Source organism: Pseudomonas reactans (assembly GCF_013385825.1).
Lineage (GTDB): Bacteria > Pseudomonadota > Gammaproteobacteria > Pseudomonadales > Pseudomonadaceae > Aquipseudomonas > Aquipseudomonas reactans.
This window is the reverse complement of record NZ_JACAPG010000014.1, coordinates 33,904-52,337: the sequence shown is the minus strand read 5'-3', so window position 1 is coordinate 52,337 and position 18,434 is coordinate 33,904. Positions and strand designations below refer to the sequence as shown.

Annotated in this window: 16 protein-coding genes; 11 read left to right on the top strand and 5 right to left on the bottom strand. The window is 61.7% G+C overall.

The features are described 5' to 3' along the window. Nucleotides 1-114: 114 nt before the first annotated feature. From HX868_RS16750 to HX868_RS16740, 3 genes are all read left to right on the top strand, one after another. The gene (locus tag HX868_RS16750) at nucleotides 115-528 is read left to right on the top strand and encodes a DUF2231 domain-containing protein (protein WP_177003632.1); all 414 of its coding nucleotides are present in this window, start codon (nucleotides 115-117) and stop codon (nucleotides 526-528) included. After that, entirely contained in the window at nucleotides 525-1,817 is a 1,293-nt protein-coding gene (locus tag HX868_RS16745) for a PQQ-dependent sugar dehydrogenase (protein ID WP_177003631.1), read from the top strand. The genes HX868_RS16750 and HX868_RS16745 overlap by 4 nt, the downstream gene beginning before the upstream one ends. A 70-nt stretch (nucleotides 1,818-1,887) precedes the next feature. Beyond that, nucleotides 1,888-2,808 (top strand): bifunctional helix-turn-helix transcriptional regulator/GNAT family N-acetyltransferase, encoded by a 921-nt coding sequence (locus tag HX868_RS16740; protein WP_177003630.1) that lies wholly within the window; start codon nucleotides 1,888-1,890, stop codon nucleotides 2,806-2,808. A gap of 37 nt (nucleotides 2,809-2,845) precedes the next feature. Here the strand turns inward: HX868_RS16740 and HX868_RS16735 are convergent, their stop codons facing one another. Next, a complete protein-coding gene (locus HX868_RS16735) occupies nucleotides 2,846-4,249 on the bottom strand; it encodes an MFS transporter (protein WP_095016455.1) in 1,404 nt (467 codons plus the stop codon). Between the two features lie 143 nt (nucleotides 4,250-4,392). After that, complete coding sequence (locus tag HX868_RS16730; protein ID WP_177003629.1) at nucleotides 4,393-4,923, bottom strand: GNAT family N-acetyltransferase; 531 nt, start codon at nucleotides 4,921-4,923, stop codon at nucleotides 4,393-4,395. A 153-nt stretch (nucleotides 4,924-5,076) separates the two neighbouring features. Between HX868_RS16730 and proP the strand changes: the two genes are divergently transcribed. The 3 genes from proP (at nucleotide 5,077) to HX868_RS16715 (ending at nucleotide 9,794) form a co-directional block, all read left to right on the top strand. Then, on the top strand, nucleotides 5,077-6,579 hold the full coding sequence (proP, locus tag HX868_RS16725; RefSeq protein WP_038849597.1) for a glycine betaine/L-proline transporter ProP: 1,503 nt from the start codon (nucleotides 5,077-5,079) through the stop codon (nucleotides 6,577-6,579). Between the two features lie 52 nt (nucleotides 6,580-6,631). Next, entirely contained in the window at nucleotides 6,632-7,138 is a 507-nt protein-coding gene (locus HX868_RS16720) for a GAF domain-containing protein (protein WP_177003628.1), read from the top strand. Nucleotides 7,139-7,211: 73 nt separating this feature from the next. Beyond that, the gene (locus HX868_RS16715; RefSeq protein ID WP_177003627.1) at nucleotides 7,212-9,794 is read left to right on the top strand and encodes a bifunctional diguanylate cyclase/phosphodiesterase; all 2,583 of its coding nucleotides are present in this window, start codon (nucleotides 7,212-7,214) and stop codon (nucleotides 9,792-9,794) included. On the opposite strand, the gene HX868_RS16710 is transcribed toward HX868_RS16715, so the two are convergent. Further along, nucleotides 9,787-10,608 carry an AraC family transcriptional regulator gene (locus HX868_RS16710; protein ID WP_177003626.1) on the bottom strand — a complete coding sequence of 274 codons (822 nt, stop codon included), beginning with the start codon at nucleotides 10,606-10,608 and terminating at the stop codon, nucleotides 9,787-9,789. The genes HX868_RS16715 and HX868_RS16710 overlap by 8 nt on opposite strands. 98 nt (nucleotides 10,609-10,706) lie before the next feature. Here HX868_RS16710 and HX868_RS16705 point away from each other — a divergent pair, with 98 nt between their 5' ends. Together HX868_RS16705 and HX868_RS16700 are read left to right on the top strand one after the other, a co-directional pair. Then, the gene (locus HX868_RS16705) at nucleotides 10,707-11,918 is read left to right on the top strand and encodes an MFS transporter (protein WP_016979981.1); all 1,212 of its coding nucleotides are present in this window, start codon (nucleotides 10,707-10,709) and stop codon (nucleotides 11,916-11,918) included. A gap of 109 nt (nucleotides 11,919-12,027) precedes the next feature. Then, a complete protein-coding gene (locus HX868_RS16700; RefSeq protein ID WP_177003625.1) occupies nucleotides 12,028-13,194 on the top strand; it encodes a GGDEF domain-containing protein in 1,167 nt (388 codons plus the stop codon). Here HX868_RS16700 and iolG read toward each other — a convergent pair. Both iolG and HX868_RS16690 read right to left on the bottom strand, forming a co-directional pair. Continuing rightward, nucleotides 13,191-14,195, bottom strand: a complete 1,005-nt coding sequence (iolG, locus tag HX868_RS16695; protein ID WP_177003624.1) for an inositol 2-dehydrogenase — start codon at nucleotides 14,193-14,195, stop codon at nucleotides 13,191-13,193. The genes HX868_RS16700 and iolG overlap by 4 nt on opposite strands. A 34-nt stretch (nucleotides 14,196-14,229) precedes the next feature. Beyond that, entirely contained in the window at nucleotides 14,230-15,255 is a 1,026-nt protein-coding gene (locus tag HX868_RS16690; RefSeq protein ID WP_177003623.1) for a LacI family DNA-binding transcriptional regulator, read from the bottom strand. 125 nt (nucleotides 15,256-15,380) lie between these two features. On the opposite strand from HX868_RS16690, the gene HX868_RS16685 reads away from it, so the two are divergent. The 3 genes from HX868_RS16685 to HX868_RS16675 are packed head-to-tail and all read left to right on the top strand — an operon-like array spanning nucleotide 15,381 to nucleotide 18,315. After that, nucleotides 15,381-16,217: an SDR family oxidoreductase gene (locus HX868_RS16685; RefSeq protein WP_177003622.1), complete on the top strand. Its 837-nt coding sequence runs from the start codon at nucleotides 15,381-15,383 to the stop codon at nucleotides 16,215-16,217. Then, nucleotides 16,217-17,350 carry a phytanoyl-CoA dioxygenase family protein gene (locus tag HX868_RS16680; RefSeq protein WP_177003621.1) on the top strand — a complete coding sequence of 378 codons (1,134 nt, stop codon included), beginning with the start codon at nucleotides 16,217-16,219 and terminating at the stop codon, nucleotides 17,348-17,350. The genes HX868_RS16685 and HX868_RS16680 overlap by 1 nt, the downstream gene beginning before the upstream one ends. Nucleotides 17,351-17,391: 41 nt before the next feature. Further along, nucleotides 17,392-18,315 (top strand): sugar ABC transporter substrate-binding protein, encoded by a 924-nt coding sequence (locus tag HX868_RS16675; protein WP_033896606.1) that lies wholly within the window; start codon nucleotides 17,392-17,394, stop codon nucleotides 18,313-18,315. Nucleotides 18,316-18,434 lie beyond the last annotated feature (119 nt).

Sequence of the window (18,434 nt, the reverse complement as noted above, 5' to 3'; positions counted from 1 at the left end):
AGAGGGTTCCCACTATTTCGAAACGTTTCACGCTGAACTTTCTCACACGCGACGCGTTCACTTCCTATGCGCTGCCCCGTCCAGGGGCGTTATACAACAAGGAGCCGCCACCCCATGACTACCCTTCCCGTCTACCGATACGGCCCAGGGCCGCTGCATGCGACCTTGCTCGCCGGCACCGTGCCGTTGTTTCTCGGTGCCTTGCTCAGCGACATTGCCTACACCCAGACCTACCAGATTCAATGGGCCAACTTCTCCGCCTGGCTGATTGCCGGCGCGTTGGTGTTCGCCGGCTTCGCGTTTTTGTTTGCGCTGGTCAACCTGCTCCGTGCCGAGCGCAAGGCCGGGCAACCCACGCGTTATGTGCTGCTGTTGTTGGCCACCTGGATCCTCGGCCTGGTCAATGCCTTCCAACACGCCAAAGACGCCTACGCGTCGATGCCTGGCGGCCTGATCCTGTCGGCGATTGTCTTGCTGCTGACGCTGGCGGCCACCTGGACCGGCCTGCGCGCGGGAGGTGTTAAATGAAAACGTCGAGCACACTGACGCTGTTGAGCGCTGCCCTGCTGCTGACCGCCTGCGGGGGTGAAGGCGACAAGACCCAGGCCCGCGGCCCCGATCCCAAGCTGCCGGAACAACAAAGCAGCCTGTTGCCGAGCATGAAGATTGCCGAGCCCGCGCCCTGGGGCGATCAGAAACCCAAGGTGCCGCAAGGCTACAGCGTCACGGCGATTGCCACTGACCTTGCGATCCCGCGTCAGACCCTGGTGCTGCCCAACGGTGACATCCTCGTCGCCGAAGGCCGTGGCGGCAGCGCGGCCAAGCTCAAGCCCAAGGATGTGATCGCCAGCCTGATCAAGGCTGAAGGCAACACCAAGGTCAAGGGCGGCAACCGCCTGACCTTGCTGCGTGACGCCGACGGTGACGGCACCTATGAACTCAAGACGGTGTTCGCCGAAAACCTCAACGCGCCGTACGGCCTGGCGTTTGCCAACGACAAGCTCTACGTAGCCAACCAGGATGCGCTGGTGAGTTTCGACTACGCCGACGGCCAGACCAAGGCCGCTGGCCCGCCCACCAAGGTCACCGACCTGCCGGCACAGATCAACCACCACTGGACCAAGTCCCTGGCGGTGAGTGCCGACGGCAGCCAGCTTTACGTGGGCATCGGCTCCAACAGCAACGTTACCGAACGTGGCATGGAAGTGGAGATCGACCGCGCAATGGTCTGGCAGATCGACGCCGCCACTGGCGCACACAAGCCTTATGCAACAGGCCTGCGCAACCCGACGGCACTGACGATCCAGCCGGACACCGGGCAACTCTGGACCGTGGTCAACGAACGCGACGAACTGGGCCCCGACCTGGTGCCGGACTACCTGACCTCGGTGCGTGAAGGCGCGTTTTATGGCTGGCCCTACAGCTACTGGGGCCAGAATGTCGACCCGCGCGCCCAACCGCAGAACCCGGCCAAGGTCGCCGCCGCGATCAAGCCGGATTACAGCCTGGGTTCCCATGTGGCAGCACTTGGCGTGGACTTCTCCATCCCGCAAATGGGCGAGCAGTTCGCTGACGGCGTGTTTGTCGGTGAGCACGGCAGTTGGAACCGCGACAACCCGGTGGGCTACAAGGTGATCTTCGTGCCGTTCAGCAACGGCAAGCCGTCCGGTGAGCCGATCGACTTTGCGACGGGTTTTCGCGGTGACGACGGCAAGACCCGTGGGCGCCCGGTCGGTGTGACGGTGGACCCGAAAGGTGCGCTGATCATTGCTGATGACCTGGCCAATACCCTTTGGCGGGTGACGCGTAACCGCTAAGCAAAGTGTTTGACATGGTTGCCTGAAGCAACAATATAATTGCTTCAGGCAACCATTCGAGCATTCCCGCATGTCCACTCCCCTGCTTGTCGAACGCGCCGGCATCGTGCGCGGCTTCAATCGCTTCTACACCCACCAGATCGGCGTGCTGCAGGAACACCTGCTGCAGAGCGACTATTCGCTCACCGAAATCCGCGTGATGTACGAACTGTCTACCCGTGGTGATCTCACCAGCGCCGACCTGTGCCAGATGCTCAGCCTTGACGCGGGCTACCTGAGCCGATTGACCAGTGGTTTCGAAAAGAAGGGCCTGATCCAGAAAGTCCGCTCCGCCACCGACGCCCGCGCAGTGCAACTGCACCTCACCGACCATGGCCGTGCAGTGCTGGCGCCCCTGGAACAGCAGACCCAAAGCGAAGTCATCGCCCTGCTCGACAGCCTGCCGGAACCCCAACAGCGGCAACTCACCGATGCCATGAAGCGCATCCAGGCCCTGCTGCAAGGCACCGCGCCCAGCTATCTGCTACGCGACCCACAGCCAGGCGACATGGGCGTGGTGGTGCAACAACAGACCGCGTTGTATGCCCGTGAATATGGCTGGAACTGGGAGTTCGAAGCATTGGTGGCGGAGACGGTCGCCAAGTACCTGAGGGCGTTTGATCCGACGTGCGAGCGTTGCTGGATCGCGGAAAAGGACGGCGAAGTGGTGGGCTCGGTGTTCGTCATCCGCCACGGCGAAACCACAGCCCAGCTGCGCATGCTCTACGTGGACGCTAGTGCGCGCGGCATGGGCATCGGCCAACGGCTGGTGGATGAGTGTGTGCGCTTTGCCCGGCAGGTCGGCTACCAACGCATGCAACTGTGGACGGTGGACATCCTCGGCGATGCACGCAAGCTCTATCAGAAGGCCGGGTTCGCGTTGGTCGAGGAAGAGACGATAGACAGCTTCGGCAAATCCCTGGTCAGCCAGACCTGGGCGCTCACGCTGTAAAGCGGTCCCGCGCCGTTGCGGCGCGGGACATAAGACCTTACAGGTCAGTGATTTCCTTGTGACGCGGCACCAACGTCTTCATCACGCTCCAGGCCACCAGGTAGGCCAGTGCGCAGATGGCGAACATGATCATGTAGCCGGTGTGGATGTCGCCGACGGACTTGTAGTAGTCGAACACCCAACCGCCGATCTTGGTCATGACCACGCCCCCCAGGCCGCCGGCCATGCCGCCGATCCCGACCACCGAGGCCACGGTTTTCTGCGGGAACATGTCCGACACCGTGGTGAAGATGTTGCATGACCACGCCTGGTGCGCCGAGGCGCCCACGCCGATCAGCAATACCGGCACCCAGAAGCTGATATAGCCCAATGGCTGCGCCAGCAACACCACCAGCGGGAACAGCGCGATCACCAGCATGGCTTTCATGCGGCCATCATAGGGCGCATCGCCGCGTGCCATGAAGTAGCTGGGGAACCAGCCGCCGCCGATACTGCCGACCATGGTCATGCTGTACAGCACCGCCAGCGGCATGACGATATCGGCGCCTTTCATGCCGTATTGCGCCGACAGGTAGGTGGGCAACCAGAACAGGAAGAACCACCACACGCCATCGGTCATGAACTTGCCGAAGGCAAACGCCCAGGTCTGGCGATAAGTGAGCAGCTTGAACCACGAAACTTTCTTCTCCACGGCGCCAGCAGGTGCAGGTGTGAAAGGCTGCACGGTCTGGTCGCTGCGGATATACGCCAATTCTTCAGGCGACAGGCGTTTTTGCTCCTCCGGTTTCTTGTAGAGCGCGATCCACACCGCTACCCACACGAAACCCAACCCGCCAATCACGATAAACGCCGCTTCCCACCCCCACAAACCGGCAATCAACGGCACGCAGATCGGTGCCAGGATCGCGCCGACGTTGGCGCCGGAGTTGAAAATACCGGTGGCCAGCGAGCGCTCTTTCTTGGGGAAGTATTCGGCGGTGGCCTTGATCGCAATCGGGAAGTTGCCCGCCTCGCCAATCGCCAGTACCGCACGCGACAGCATGAAACCGGCAATCGACACCGGAATCACTGCCAGGCCAATTGCACCGCTGATGGCTGCGATGCCCTCGCCCATGGGCACCGAGAACGCATGCATGATCGCGCCCGTGGACCAGATGCCAATCGCCACTATATAGGCCGCCTTGGTGCCGATCTTGTCGACAAAACGCCCGGCAAACAGCATGGAGATCGCGTAGACAAACTGGAATACCGCCGCAATGTTCGCGTAGTCGGTGTTGCTCCAGCCAAATTGCGTTGACAGCTGCGGCGCCAGCAAGCTGAGCACCTGGCGATCAAGGTAGTTGACGGTGGTCGCGAAAAACAGCATCGCGCAGATGGTCCAGCGATAGTTGCCTACAGCTTGGCCAACGCGGTGTGCGTTGATGGGCTCGTTCAAGTTCATGGCATCACTTTTTATTTTTGTTAGGTAGGACATATGTAACGTCATATGTCGTCGTACAACTGTCACTTTTATATCGGGACGCCAGAACGCTGTCAATCTGAAAGATTGCCGTTTATCGAGGTATTGCGCGGGTATGTGAAATGTCAGGCAAAAGCAGTTGTAGGATGACGAACGCGTAGTACCAAGCTGGGTGCCTTACCCGGCACATCGTCGAGTGTACCGAAAGGCTGCATGCCGATCTTTTCCAGCACGCGGATGGATGCCGCGTGATCCGGCCGTACCAACCCGAACACTTCGGGCAAGCCGAGTGTTTCGAAGGCCAGCTTTAATGCATCACGGCCCAACTCGGTGGCGTAGCCCTGCCCCCAGGCTTGCACCGCAAACCGGTAACCCAGGTTGATGCGTCTTTCGGTCAGGTAGTCCATCGGCGCGATGCCACCAAAGCCAATGATGTAATCCGGTGCTTCGACGCGTGCAATCGCCCACCAGCCGTAGCCTTGGGTAGCCCATTGTTCGAGCCAGTGATCGAGCAGGCGTTGTGCAACCTCCAGGCTGGCCATGGGGCCGGCGGGGTTGAACAGGTTGGTCTGCGGATCGCCGTAGATCGCGAACAATCGCTGCATGTCACTCGGTTGTGGTGGTCGGTAGGTCAGGCGGGAGGCGGCAGCGGGCATTCGGTTTTCTCCTGGGTAAACCTGTGAAGTTCAATGCATGTGCAAAAAAACGCAAATAGAGGTGAATTATTTCATGTCCGCTTGTATCTGAACTGACAGAGCGGTGCCATCGCAACGATGGCACCTCCCCTGTTCTGCTTTAGAGTGCCCCGCATGAAATTACGTAAGAAAAGCGTCAAGCCCATCGGATTGAAAGACATCACCATCGTCGACGACACCAAGGTGCGCAAGGCAATTACCGCCGCCGCCCTGGGTAACGCCATGGAATGGTTCGACTTTGGCGTCTACGGTTTTGTCGCCTATGTGCTCGGCAAGGTGTTCTTCCCCGACGCCTCGCCCAGCGTACAAATGATCGCTGCACTCGGCACGTTCTCGGTGCCGTTCCTGATCCGTCCCCTGGGTGGTTTGTTCTTCGGCGCACTGGGCGATAAATACGGACGGCAAAAGGTCCTCGCCGCGACCATCGTGATCATGTCGCTGAGCACTTTTGCCATCGGCCTGATCCCCTCCTACGCCTCGATTGGCATCTGGGCGCCGATTTTGCTGTTGCTGTGCAAAATGGCCCAGGGTTTCTCGGTGGGCGGTGAGTACACCGGCGCGTCGATCTTCGTCGCCGAGTATGCGCCGGACCGCAAACGCGGCTTCCTCGGCAGTTGGCTGGATTTCGGCTCCATCGCCGGTTTCGTACTGGGCGCGGGCGTGGTGGTGCTGATCTCAAGCATTTTGGGCGAAGCCGACTTTGAGTCGTGGGGCTGGCGCCTGCCGTTCTTCCTTGCCCTGCCCCTGGGCATTATCGGCCTGTACCTGCGTCATGCGCTGGAAGAGACTCCAGCCTTCCAGCAGCACATGGACAAAATGGAGCAAGGCGACCGCGAAGGCCTGACCCATGGCCCGAAAGTTTCGTTCAAGGAAGTGGCGACCAAGCACTGGCGCAGCCTGTTGACCTGCATCGGCATCGTGGCGGCGACCAACGTGACCTACTACATGTTGCTCACCTACATGCCGAGCTACCTGTCGCACAACCTGCACTACAAAGAAAACAGCGGCGTGCTGATCATCATCGCGATCATGGTCGGCATGCTGTTCGTGCAGCCGTTCATTGGCTTCATCAGCGACAAGATTGGCCGCAAGCCCTTCATCATCGCTGGCAGTATCGGCCTGCTGTTCCTGTCCATTCCGGCGTTCATGCTGATCACCAGCGGCAAGATCGGCCTGATCTTCGCGGGCTTGCTGATCCTCGCCGTGATCCTCAACTTCTTCATCGGCGTGATGGCTTCAACGCTACCCGCCATGTTCCCGACGCATCTGCGCTACAGCGCGTTGGCCAGTGCGTTCAACGTGTCGGTACTGATCGCCGGCGTAACCCCGACCGCCGTGGCCTGGCTGGTGGAAAGCACCAACGACCTGTTTATGCCTGCCTACTACCTGATGGTGTTTGCCGTGGTCGGCCTGATCACCGGCCTGACCATGAAGGAAACCGCCAACAAGCCACTGCGCGGCGCAGCGCCGGCCGCTTCGGACATGGAAGAAGCCAAGGAACTGCTGCAGGAGCATCACGACAATATCGAGCAGAAGATCGAAGACATCGATGCCGAAATTGCCGAACTGGAAGCCAAGCGCAAGAACCTGGTCGAGCAGCATCCCCGTATCAACTAAGCCCTGACCCTGCGTGGCGGCCGAGGCCGCCACCCCATAGGAGTGTTCACGCATGGTTCCAAGCGTCACCGCAGCCTCGTTACTCAGCGCAGATGAACGCGCTGCCATCGCCGAAATCGAAGCCACCACCAGCATCCTGCACCTGGTCACCCGCCTCACCGGCATGCGCTTCGCAGGTATCGCCAAGTTCACCGACCTGGAATGGGTGGTGTGCTCGGTCTACGACCCGCTGCAAATGGGCATCAACGTCCACGATGTACTCGACCTGGAAACCACCCTGTGCAGCGAGTTCTGCATCAATCCCCAGGCGCTGTTCATCCCCGAGATCAGCAAACACGGCCGTTTTGCCACGCGCCCGGTGGTCAAGCAATACGAGATTGAAAGCTACGCCGGTGCGCCGATCTTCCTGCCTGACGGGCGTTTGCACGGTGCGTTGTGTGCGCTGGACTCGCGCGCCATGCTGTTCGACGACCCCAACCTGCCGGAAACCCTGAGCCTGTTTGCACGGCTGATCGGCTGTATTTTCTATGCAAACTTGACGACGACCGGCGATACATAAGCACTCATTTTCTGACCCGCGCGGCCGATAACACGAGATACCCCTGACTTGCAGTGACGCCCTGCGGGAAACAATGCCGAATACTCTCGCTCCCATCGTCCGCTCGCTCTCCGATCGCACCAGCCTCTCCCTGGCGCGCACCTCGCTTCTGCGCTTCATGGCCTTGCTGGCCGTGGTGTTTGCCGCCGCGGCCTATTCTCTGGTCTACCTTGCCCATGAACTGGACCGCTCCGAACAGGTTGAAAGTGCGTTCTATACCCGTAAAGCCGTGCAGTCGCTGGAAAAATCCTTGCGCGTAACGGTCAAGGACTACGCCTTCTGGAGCGACGCCTACAAACATTTGCATATGACGGTCGACACCGATTGGGCCTTTGCCCGTGGCAATATCGGCGCCACCTTGTTCGATGACTTTGGCTTTCAAGGCCTGTTTGTGGTCGACGACGCCAACCGCACGGTCTATGCCGTGGTGGACGGCCAGTTGCAGAGCGTCGAACTCACCCAGTGGCTCGGCGGGCCCATCACCGAGATTCTCGAGCAGGCTCGCGCGGGCGCCGAGGATGAAACGCCCACCACGGCCTTTATCAACGTACGTGGCAGCCCTGCACTGGTGGCCGCCGCCGCCATCACCCCCGGTACCGACCCCACGGTGTTGCCCGACGGCCGACCGGCATCGGTGCTGATCTTCGTCGACATCCTCGACAGCGCCAAACTGGCGGTGATCGGCGATGAGTTCGGCGTGGACAAACTGCACATTGCCACCCCCGATGAAATCGGCAAGACCTTGCTCTTCCCCCTCGGCGACAATGGCGCAGCGGGCAGCCTGCACTGGGAGCCGGCCCGCCCAGGCTTGCGTTTGATGGGGGTCGGCCTGCCCCTGCTGGGTCTGGCGGCATTGCTGGTGTGCTTGATGACCTGGGTCATTTCGCGCCGCACCACCGCCGCCGCGTTGGCCCTGGATGCCAGCCATACGTCGCTGCAGAACAGCCAGAGGGCCCTGGCCACCAGCGAAGCCCGCTTTCGCGATGTGGTCGAGGCCAGTTCCGATTGGGTCTGGGAAATCGACGCAGGCTGGCGCTTCACCTACCTGTCGGAACGCTTTGAAGGCGTCACCGGGCTGGTACGCAACGCCTGGATCGGCGCCGCGATAAACGACTTGCTGGAGACCGAAAGCGGCCAGCTGTCCCAGTGGCTGAGCACACCCGGACGTCGCCCGGACATCAGCGTGCAGTGTCGTTACGTCGATGCCCTGGGGTTGGAGCGCAGCACGCGGCTGTCCGCGCGGCAGATGCCCTGTGGCGGGTTTCGCGGCACCGCCACCGATGTGACGGAAGAGGTCGAAGCCCGTCGACGCATCGAGTTCTTGTCCCAACACGACGCCCTGACCGGGCTGCCCAACCGCACACGCCTGCAAGCGTTCCTGGAAGGCAAGTTCAAGGCCATGCCTACCTCAGAGCAGCCGCTGGTGATGCTCAGCCTGGATCTCGATCGCTTCAAGCCGGTCAATGACCTGCTCGGGCACGCTGCCGGTGATCGGGTGCTCAACGAAGTGTCGTCCCGATTGGCCGACTGCGTACGCCATGGCGACCTGGTCGCGCGTATCGGCGGTGATGAATTTGTGTTGATCCTGACCGATGCCGGCACGCAGGATGAAGTCGAAGCCCTGTGCAAGCGACTGATCGAATCCATCGAGCGCACCATCAGAATCGACGAACAAGAGGTGTTTGTCAGCGCCAGCATCGGTATCGCCATCGCCCCCAACGATGCCCACGAGGCCGCGGAGCTGCTGCGCTACGCTGACATTGCGCTGTACGAGGCCAAGGCTGCGGGGCGCAATACCTGGCGCTTCTACTCCGGCGACATGAACGCACGGATCATCGAACGTCGACGCCTGGAGAGCGACCTGCGCTATGGGATCAAGCACGGCGAGCTGCGCTTGCATTTCCAGCCGCGCTATCGCATCGCCGACGGGCAGATGGTTGGCGCCGAAGCCCTGGTGCGCTGGCAGCATCCGGTGCGTGGGTTGATCGCGCCAGACACCTTTATCCCGATTGCCGAGGAGTCCGGGCTGATTCTGGCCTTGAGCGACTGGGTACTCGAAACCGCCTGCACGCGTGCCGCCCAATGGCCGGAGCATCTGTTTGTATCGGTGAACCTGTCACCCTCCGAGTTCAAACGCGGCAACCTGGTGGAGCGCACACGCCAGGCGTTGACGAGCTCCGGTATCGACCCGGCCCGGGTGGAACTGGAAATCACCGAAAGCGTCATGCTCGATGATACCAGCGGGGCACTTGAGGTCATGCACACGCTCAAGCACTTGGGCCTGCGCATCGCCATGGATGACTTCGGCACTGGCTATTCCTCGTTGAGCTACCTGCGGGCGTTCCCCTTCGATGGCTTGAAGATCGACCGCAGCTTCCTGACCCGCCTGGAAGAAAGCGATGACGACAAGGCGATCATCCAGGCGATTGTCGGCCTGGGCCGGGCATTGGCCCTGACGGTGACCGCCGAAGGCATCGAAACCGCCGAGCACCTTGCATTGCTCAAGAGCGTGGCGTGTGAAGAGGGCCAGGGCTATTTCCTCAGCCCACCGCTGGACGTCGATGGCTTCAACGACCTGCTGGGCCTGCACGCCCCTGCCACGCACGGCGCTATCTGAAAAAATGACTCGGCGTCTTGCCGAACTGTTTCTTGAACATGCTGGTAAAGGCGCTCGGGCTTTCATAACCCAGCTCCAGGGCGATATCGATCACCTTCTCCCCCACCGCAATCCTCTCCAAGGCCAGCAGCAGCCGCGCCTGCTGGCGCCACTGGCCGAAGGTCATACCGGTTTCCTTGCGAAACAGGCGCTGGATGGTTTTCTGGTCCAGGTTCAGCCGCTCGCTCCAGTGCGCCACCGTGGAGGCATCGCCGGGTTCTTCCTGCAACGCCAGGCAGATGCGCTGCAAGCGCGGGTCGGCAGGCTGCGGTAAAGAAAGTGGCAGGGCCGGCAGGATGGCCAGTTCGTCGAGGATCAGGTGCATGATCCGCGCATCCCGCGAGTCCTCGGCGTAGGGCGGTTTCAGGCTCACCGAGGCCTTGATCAGTTCGCTCAGCAGCGGCGAAATGCTCACGGTCTTCGGCTCGCCCGGCATGTTCGGGAAGCGATCCGGGCGCACAAACACGCTGCGCATTTTCAGGGTGCCCACGCACCGCAGGGAATGCACCTGCCCGGCGGGCATCCAGATACCGCGATTGGGCGGCACCGTCCATTGGTTGAGCGCCGAGTACACCACCATCACGCCTTCGATGGCGTAGAGCAGTTGGTGCTTTTCGTGGCTGTGGTCGGGGATCACCCAGTTTTCCGGGTAGTCCGTGGCGGAACTGATGACCGCCCAATCGCCTTCGTTGATTTCCTGGAGAAATTCGTTCAGTGGTTTGATCATTTCGCCCTTTTTGCAATAGTTACCGCCCGAATTACGCGAGACAGGCATTCCCGACGAATCTAGCATGAACGCCGAATCATTTTGTAATGGATGGCGACCTTAAGAAGTTGCCGCCTCTGATTAGCTGCCTTGTATGGAATGCCTGCATGTCGACCCTCACCGCGTCACCCGCCGCTGCAACCACCACACCCCAAGCCAGCCCTTTGGTCATGCGCGTCCTCGGCGCCTGCGCCCTGGCGCATTTGATCAATGATCTGATCCAGGCCGTGCTGCCGTCGATCTACCCGATGCTCAAGGCCAACTACGGCCTATCGTTCACCCAGGTGGGCCTGATCACCCTGACGTTCCAGCTAACTGCATCCCTGCTGCAACCGTGGATCGGCTATCACACCGACCGTCATCCCAAGCCGTGGCTGTTGCCGGCGGGCATGGTCTGCACCTTGATCGGCATTCTGATGCTAGCGTTTGTCGGCACCTTCCCGGCAATCCTGCTGGCGGCGGGCCTGGTGGGCGTCGGCTCGTCGACCTTCCACCCGGAAACCTCCCGCGTCGCGCGCCTGGCTTCGGGCGGTCGCTACGGCCTGGCGCAATCGACCTTCCAGGTCGGCGGCAACACCGGTAGCGCTTTCGGCCCCTTGCTGGCGGCCGCAATCATCATTCCTTACGGCCAGAGCCATATCGCCTGGTTTGGGCTGTTTGCCGTGTTCGCCATCCTGGTGCTCTACGGTCTGAGCCGTTGGTATCGCCATCACCTCAACCTGTTCAAGCTCAAGCAAGGCGGCAAAGCCACCCACGGTTTGTCCAAAGGCCGCGTGACTTTTGCCTTGGTGGTGCTGGCCGTGCTGGTGTTCTCCAAATACTGGTACATGACCAGCCTGACCAGCTACTTCACGTTCTACCTGATCGAAAAATTCCAGCTGTCGGTCGCAAGCTCGCAGATGTACCTGTTCCTGTTCCTCGGCGCCGTGGCCGTGGGCACCTTCGCGGGTGGCCCGATCGGCGACAAGATCGGACGCAAGAAAGTCATCTGGTTCTCCATCCTGGGTGCCGCGCCGTTCACCTTGGCCCTGCCCTACGTCGACCTGTTCTGGACAGCAGTGTTGAGCGTGGTGATCGGGTTCATCATCGCGTCGGCCTTCTCGGCCATCGTGGTATACGCCCAGGAACTGGTGCCGGGTAACGTGGGCATGATCGCCGGGATCTTCTTCGGCCTGATGTTCGGGTTCAGCGGGATTGGCGCAGCGTTGCTCGGTTTGCTCGCCGATACTCACGGTATCGAGTACGTCTACAAGCTGTGTTCGTTCCTGCCGCTGGTGGGCATCCTGACGATATTGCTGCCCTCGACCAAGGGCGCCTGACCTGCCGATCATCGCCTGGCCGTATGCCATCACGATGAATGCTCTGAAAAACCTGCGTGTGCGCTTACAATCCCGGTTCTAAACGCACACCAGGCAGACCCGGCAAGACATGACGCTCGACCCTCCTACGATTTTGGCACTCACCGTTGCCCTGGCAGCCGCTGCCGCCCTGTACCTGGCCGTTGAATGGCGCAGCGTGCGCGAACCCTCGCTGCTGTGCTGGAGCGCGGGTTTCGCCACCATCACTGTCGGTTCCACCCTGGCCCTGCTGCGCCTCAATGGTTACCTGACGATTGGCATCTGGTTCGCCAACGGCTTGCTGGTGACCGCGCACTTCCTGTTTTTGCTCGGCGTGGCGCGGTTCACCCAAACGCGGCTGTCGCTGCTGTGGTTGCTGATGCTGGTGGTCTGGCTGGGCATGCTGATGCTGCCAGCCGACCCTTCATGGTCCATAGCCATGCTGGCGGTGCAGTCGCTGCTGGTGGCGTTGCCGACCCTGCGCGCCAGCTTTTTGCTGCGGCCCCATGGCAAATCCCTGAGCATCGGCGCGGTGCAGTTGCGTTATGTGCTGTTGATCCATGGCGCGTTCTATGTGGCCAAGGCGCTGTCGGTGCTGATCCCTGGCACCTTGATCGACCTCGCCGCCTTCAAGGGTGAGATCATCCAGATCTCCCTGGTGGAAGGCGCCATGGCGATCATGCTGATTGCGCTGTCGATGACCGGCTCCGAACGCTACCGCCGCGAACAACAGATTGCCCGCCTCGCCGCCCGCGACCCATTGACCGCCCTGTACAACCGTCGCGCGCTCGACCTACGCGCACCGCGCCTGCTGGCCCAGGTGTCGCCGGCGCAACCTGGCGCGTTGCTGCTGATCGACATCGACAACTTCAAGTCGGTCAACGACCTTTACGGCCACACGGCGGGTGACCGTTTGCTGATTGCCTTGAGCGAGATGATTCGCAGCGTGGTGCCCCAAGGCGCGTTGGCCGCACGCCTGGGCGGGGATGAATTCGTGATCCTGCTGAACCCGGCGTCCACCGAACAGATCGTCGAACTGGGCAGCAGCCTGCGCGACCAGTTTCATCAACTGGCCTCGCAATCCTTCACCACGCCAGCGCCGGTGACCCTGAGCATCGGCGCCAACCTGTTCGACCAGCCGCCACCAAGCCTCACGGCGTTGATCGAGCAAGGCGATACCACACTGTATGAATCCAAGCGTGGCGGGCGCGACAGCATTCGCCTGGTCGACCGGACCGGCGCCAGTTCCTACGGCTAGAGGTCGTAACTGACCGCCACACTGCGCCCGGTCTTCACCGACTCCAACGCACAGTCCGCCAAATGCAAGGCATACAGCCCATCGCGCATGCTGGTGGGCAGTGCCTTGCCGCTGTTCAGCGCATCGATGAACTGCGTCAGCTCATTGCGATATGCATCTGCATAGCGCTCCAGGAAAAAATGCTGCAACGGCTCCAGCGCTTCGGTGTGTTCGGCGCTCCAATGGCGCAAGGTGCTCGGGCGGTGGTTGTCGGTGAGCAATACGCCGCTGGCGCCGGACACTTCCACGCGCTGGTCGTAGCCGTACACCGCCTGGCGGCAGCAGTTGATGTGGCATTGCTTGCCGGAGGCAGTGCGCAGCAGCACCATTACGCTATCGTAATCGTCGATTTCGGCCAGGCTCGGGTCCACCAGACGGCTGGCGATGGCGCTGACTTCCACTGGTTCTTCGCCGAGCAGGTGGCGGGCGGTATCGAAGTCGTGGATGGTCATGTCGCGCAGGATGCCGCCGGAGTGGGCCAGGTAGTCACGTGGCGCCAGGCCGGGGTCGCGGCTGGTGATGATGACCTGGCGCACCGCGCCGATCTGCCCGGCATCGAGGGCTTGGCGCAGGCGCAGCATGTCGGGGTCAAAGCGGCGGTTGAAGCCGAGCATCACCTTGCCGCCTTGGCGCTCCACGACCTGGGCGGCGTTGCGGGCCTTGGCGATATCCAGGTCAATGGGCTTTTCGCAGAGCACCGCCTTGCCTGCGGCCACCGCCGCCAGGAGCAGGTCGATGTGCGTGTCGGTGGGCGTGCCGATCACCACCGCGTCGATGTCTTTTCGGGTCAGCACGGCGGCGCAATCGTAGGCGGCCTCGCACCCCAATTGCGTACTCAGCGCATCGACGCCTTCGCGCCAGGGGTCGGCCACCAGCACCAGCGTGGCATGGGGGTGGGCGGCGACATTGGCGGCGTGGATCCTGGCGATGCGCCCGGCACCCAGAACGGCGATTCTCAGCATGGTCGAACTCCTGATGTTGTTATTGAGGGAGTACTTAATCCGGCAGGTTGAATGGCGTAACGATCTGCACCTGGGATGGCGCAATCGGCCCGGCCTTCCATAGCCGGTGGTACTGCAAGATGTGCAGGAACACGTGGCGTGCATCGATCTGCAGGTTGTGATCGATGATCGCCGCGACTTTTTCTTCGCGCAGCAACTGACGGTTTTCTTCGTCGAGGTCGTGGCCGATGAACACCTCCAGCGGCCGGTTCTGGGCGGCGAAGGCATCGACAATCGCGCGGTTGCCGCCGCCGACGCTGTACACCGCCTTCAATTCGGGATGCTGTTGCAGCGCCTGGGTCACCCGCTCGAAGGTGCGGTCGTAAACCCCATAGCCGCCGCTGACATCCAGCACCCGCAAGTGCGCGGCGCGCCCACGTAGCCAGGCGCGAAAGCCCATCTCACGTTCTTCCTCGCCACGGAACAGCTCGCTGCCGATCACCACCGCCACGTCCTGGGGCTGCGCCGGCAGCCAGCGTGACATCAGGTAGGCGGCGGTCTGGCCGGCAGTGCGGTTGTCCATGCCGACGTAGCCGATGCGCTCGCTTTGCGGCAGGTCCGTGACCAACGTCACCACCGGAATACCCGCCGCGATCAGTTGCTTGACCGCCAGGTTCACCGCCGGCTCATCCGCCGCCTTGAGCACCACGCCCTGGCTGCCGGTGTCCAGGCAGCGCAACAACTGGTCGTGCATGGCCTGGGGTTCGATCTCTTCGAACAGGTGAAAACGCGGGGCGATCCGGAACGGCGCCAGGCTGCCCAGTTGCGCGGTAATCGCCGCCTGCACCGCTGCGCTGAAGCGCTTGGGCGTGTGCATGATCACGTCAACGTGAAAGGTACGCCCCACCGCTAGGCCGTTTTTCTCCTGGGACTCCAACTCATCCAGCGCCTGCTCGATACGCCGCCGGGTCTGAGCGTGCACGCTGCCGCGCAAATGCAGCACACGGTCGACCGTGGCTTTGCTCACCCCGGCCTGGGTGGCGAGTTGCTTGATGGAGAAGTGTTTGGCGCGTTCGAGCATGGGGTTTCGCCTGAGGTGTTTTTGAGGTGTTTTTTGGGCGTTACTGAGGTTTCGCAATGCTAGTCTCAGTTTTGCCCGGCGTCGAGCCAGGCGATGAACAACAACAAAAAATCCTGGAGAACTGCATGCCTAACACCGATCTCGCCACGTCGTTCAGCGGCCAATATTTTGTCGTCACCGGCAGCACCCAGGGCCTCGGCGCCGCAGTGGCGCGCACCCTGGCCGAGCGTGGCGCCGCCGGGTTGATCATCTGCGGACGCCGTCGCACCCAAGGCGAAGAGCAGGTACGGCTCTTGGCACAGCTGGATTGCCAGGCGTTTTTTGTCGAGGCGGACCTGGAAAAAGTCGAGGATTGCCGCGCGATCATCGACGCGGCGCGCACCCACTTCGGCACCTTGCATGGGCTGGTGAACTGCGCCGGCATGTCGGACCGCGGCACCATTCTTGACACCTCGCCGGAGCTGTTTGATCGGCTGATGGCGGTGAATGTGCGGGCACCGTTCTTCCTGATGCAGGAAGCGCTGAAGCTGATGATCAGCAACGGTGTGGAAGGTGCGGTGGTAAATATCCAGAGCGTCACCGGGCATGGCGGGCAATCCTTCCTCAGCGCGTATGCGGCGTCCAAGGGCGCGCTGGCGATCCTCACCAAGAACGTGGCGTTCAGCGCGCTGCGTAACCGCATCCGCGTGAATGGCCTGAATATCGGCTGGATGGACACGCCCCATGAGGATGACATCCAGCGCCAGTACCACGGCGCCCAGGATGGCTGGCTGGAGAAGGCCGAACGCGCGCAACCGTTTGGGCGCCTGCTCAAGCCCGAAGAGGTGGCACGCAGCGTCGCGTTCCTGCTGTCCCGCGAGTCGGGGATGATGACCGGTTCGGTGATCGACCTGGAACAAGGCGTGGTCGGTTGCACCGACGGCGGCAGCCCGCAACCCAACCAGGCGCTGGGAGGTGTGTGATGTCGGTGTTCGTGACTGAACAGGCCGTGCGCCTGGCGGATTTCAGCGAGCTTTGCGCGCAACAGGTCAATACCGAGGATTACCCGTTGTGCGCGCAAGTGCATAACAATGTGCCGATCTATCAGGCCCGCACCCTGCGCAACGCTGACCGTTTGACGGCGATGAACGAACTGCATCGTCTGTTCCGCGACGGGCCTGGGGTGATGGTGGTGCGCAGCGCTTATGAAGACCTGGAGGTGGTGGACCGCCACAGCCAGGTGTTCGAAGCGATTTTCGCCAACGAGGCCGCGCAAGGGGTGGCCGCCGACCACTTCGCCAAAGCCGGCAGCAATGGGCGCATCTGGAATTCGTTGCAGAAAGCCGCGGTGCAATCGCCTGCCTCTTTTGTCGAGTACTACGCCAACCCGTTGCTGGGCTTGATTGCCGAGGCATGGCTTGGCCCGAGCTATCAGGTGACCGCCCAGGTCAACGTGGTGCATCCCGGCGGCCAGGCGCAGCAACCCCACCGCGATTACCACTTGGGGTTCCAGACCAATGACGTGGTGGAGCGCTTTCCCCTGCCCCTGCACCTGCTGTCCCAGTACCTGACACTGCAAGGCGCGGTGGCGCACTCGGACATGCCGCTGGAAACCGGCCCGACGCAGTTGCTGCCGTTCTCCCAGCAATACACCCTGGGTTATCTGGCGTGGCGGCGCCCAGAGTTCATCGACTACTTCCAGCAACACGCCGTGCAACTGCCGCTGAACAAGGGCGACCTGTTGTTCTTCAACCCGGCGCTGTTCCATGCCGCTGGCACGAACCGCACGCCGGACCGCCAGCGCATGGCCAACCTGCTGCAAATCTCCTCGGCATTCGGCAAGCCCATGGAAGCCCTCGACCGCGATCGCATGATGCTTGCGGTGTACCCAGCCCTGCTCGATAACACCGCGTTGGATGCCCAGGCCGTGCACGCCGTGATTGCCTGCACCGCCGACGGCTATTCCTTCCCCACTAACCTGGACACCGACCCACCTTTAAAGGGCCTGGCCCCGCAAACCGGGCAGCAGCTGATGCAGCAAGCCCTCGCCGAACGCTGGCCGCTCTCGGACTTTGCCGCTGCCGTGGCGCAGATGCGGGCCAAACGCCAAGCGTGAACCCTCTGTTTTAACAACAACAAGAAGAACGGAGCACCACCATGAAGAAGCAACTCCTTGCAGCACTCTTTACCCTGGCAATCAGCCCCTGGGCGCTGGCCGATATCCGTATCGGCGTGAGCATCGCCCAGGTCGACGATGTCTTCCTCGCGCAGATGCGTGACTACATGGCCGCCCACGCCAAGGCACTGCCCGGCGTGACCCTGCAATTCGAAGACGCCCAGGGCGATGTGGTGCGCCAGCTCAACCAGGTGCAGAACTTCACGGCCCAGGGCATGGACGCGATTATCGTCAACCCGGTGGACACGGCGGCCACGCAAAAAATGACCGCCAACGCACAGCAGGCCAAGACCCCGCTGGTCTACGTCAACCGCCGCCCGGATGCCCAGCAGTTGCCACCGGGCGTGGGCTACGTGGGCTCGGATGAGGTCAAGGCCGGTGAAATCCAGATGCGCTACTTGGCCGAAAAAATGGGCGGCAAGGGCAACCTGGCGATCATGCTCGGGCTGCTGTCCAACAACGCCACGCACAATCGCACGCTGGGGGTGAAGACGGTGCTCAAGGAGTATCCCGACATCAAGATCGTCGAGGAGCAGACCGCCGAGTGGCAACGCAACAAGGCGATCGACTTGATGAACAACTGGATCGTGTCCGGGCGCAAAATCGACGCGGTGGCGGCGAATGCCGATGAAATGGCGATCGGCGCGGCCATGGCGATCAGCCAGGCAGGCATGCAGCCGGGCAAGGACATCCTAGTGGCCGGCAGCGATGGCGGCCCAGCGGGGTTGGACGCGGTCAAGAAAGGCCAGTTGCTGGTGACGGTGTACCAGGACAATAAAGGCCAGGCGGTGGGTTCGATTGACCTGGCGGTGAAGATGGTGAAGAAGGAACCGTACACGGCTGAGCTGACAATTCCTTATCAGCAGATCACCAAGGAGAATTACCAGGCATTTCTCAATCCTTGAACCCCAACACACCTCCCTGTAGGAGCGAGCTTGCTCGCGAAGAACGCAAGATCAACGCGTGCATTCAGGCAACCCGCGTTATCGTTGACGTTTTTCGCGAGCAAGCTCGCTCCTACAGT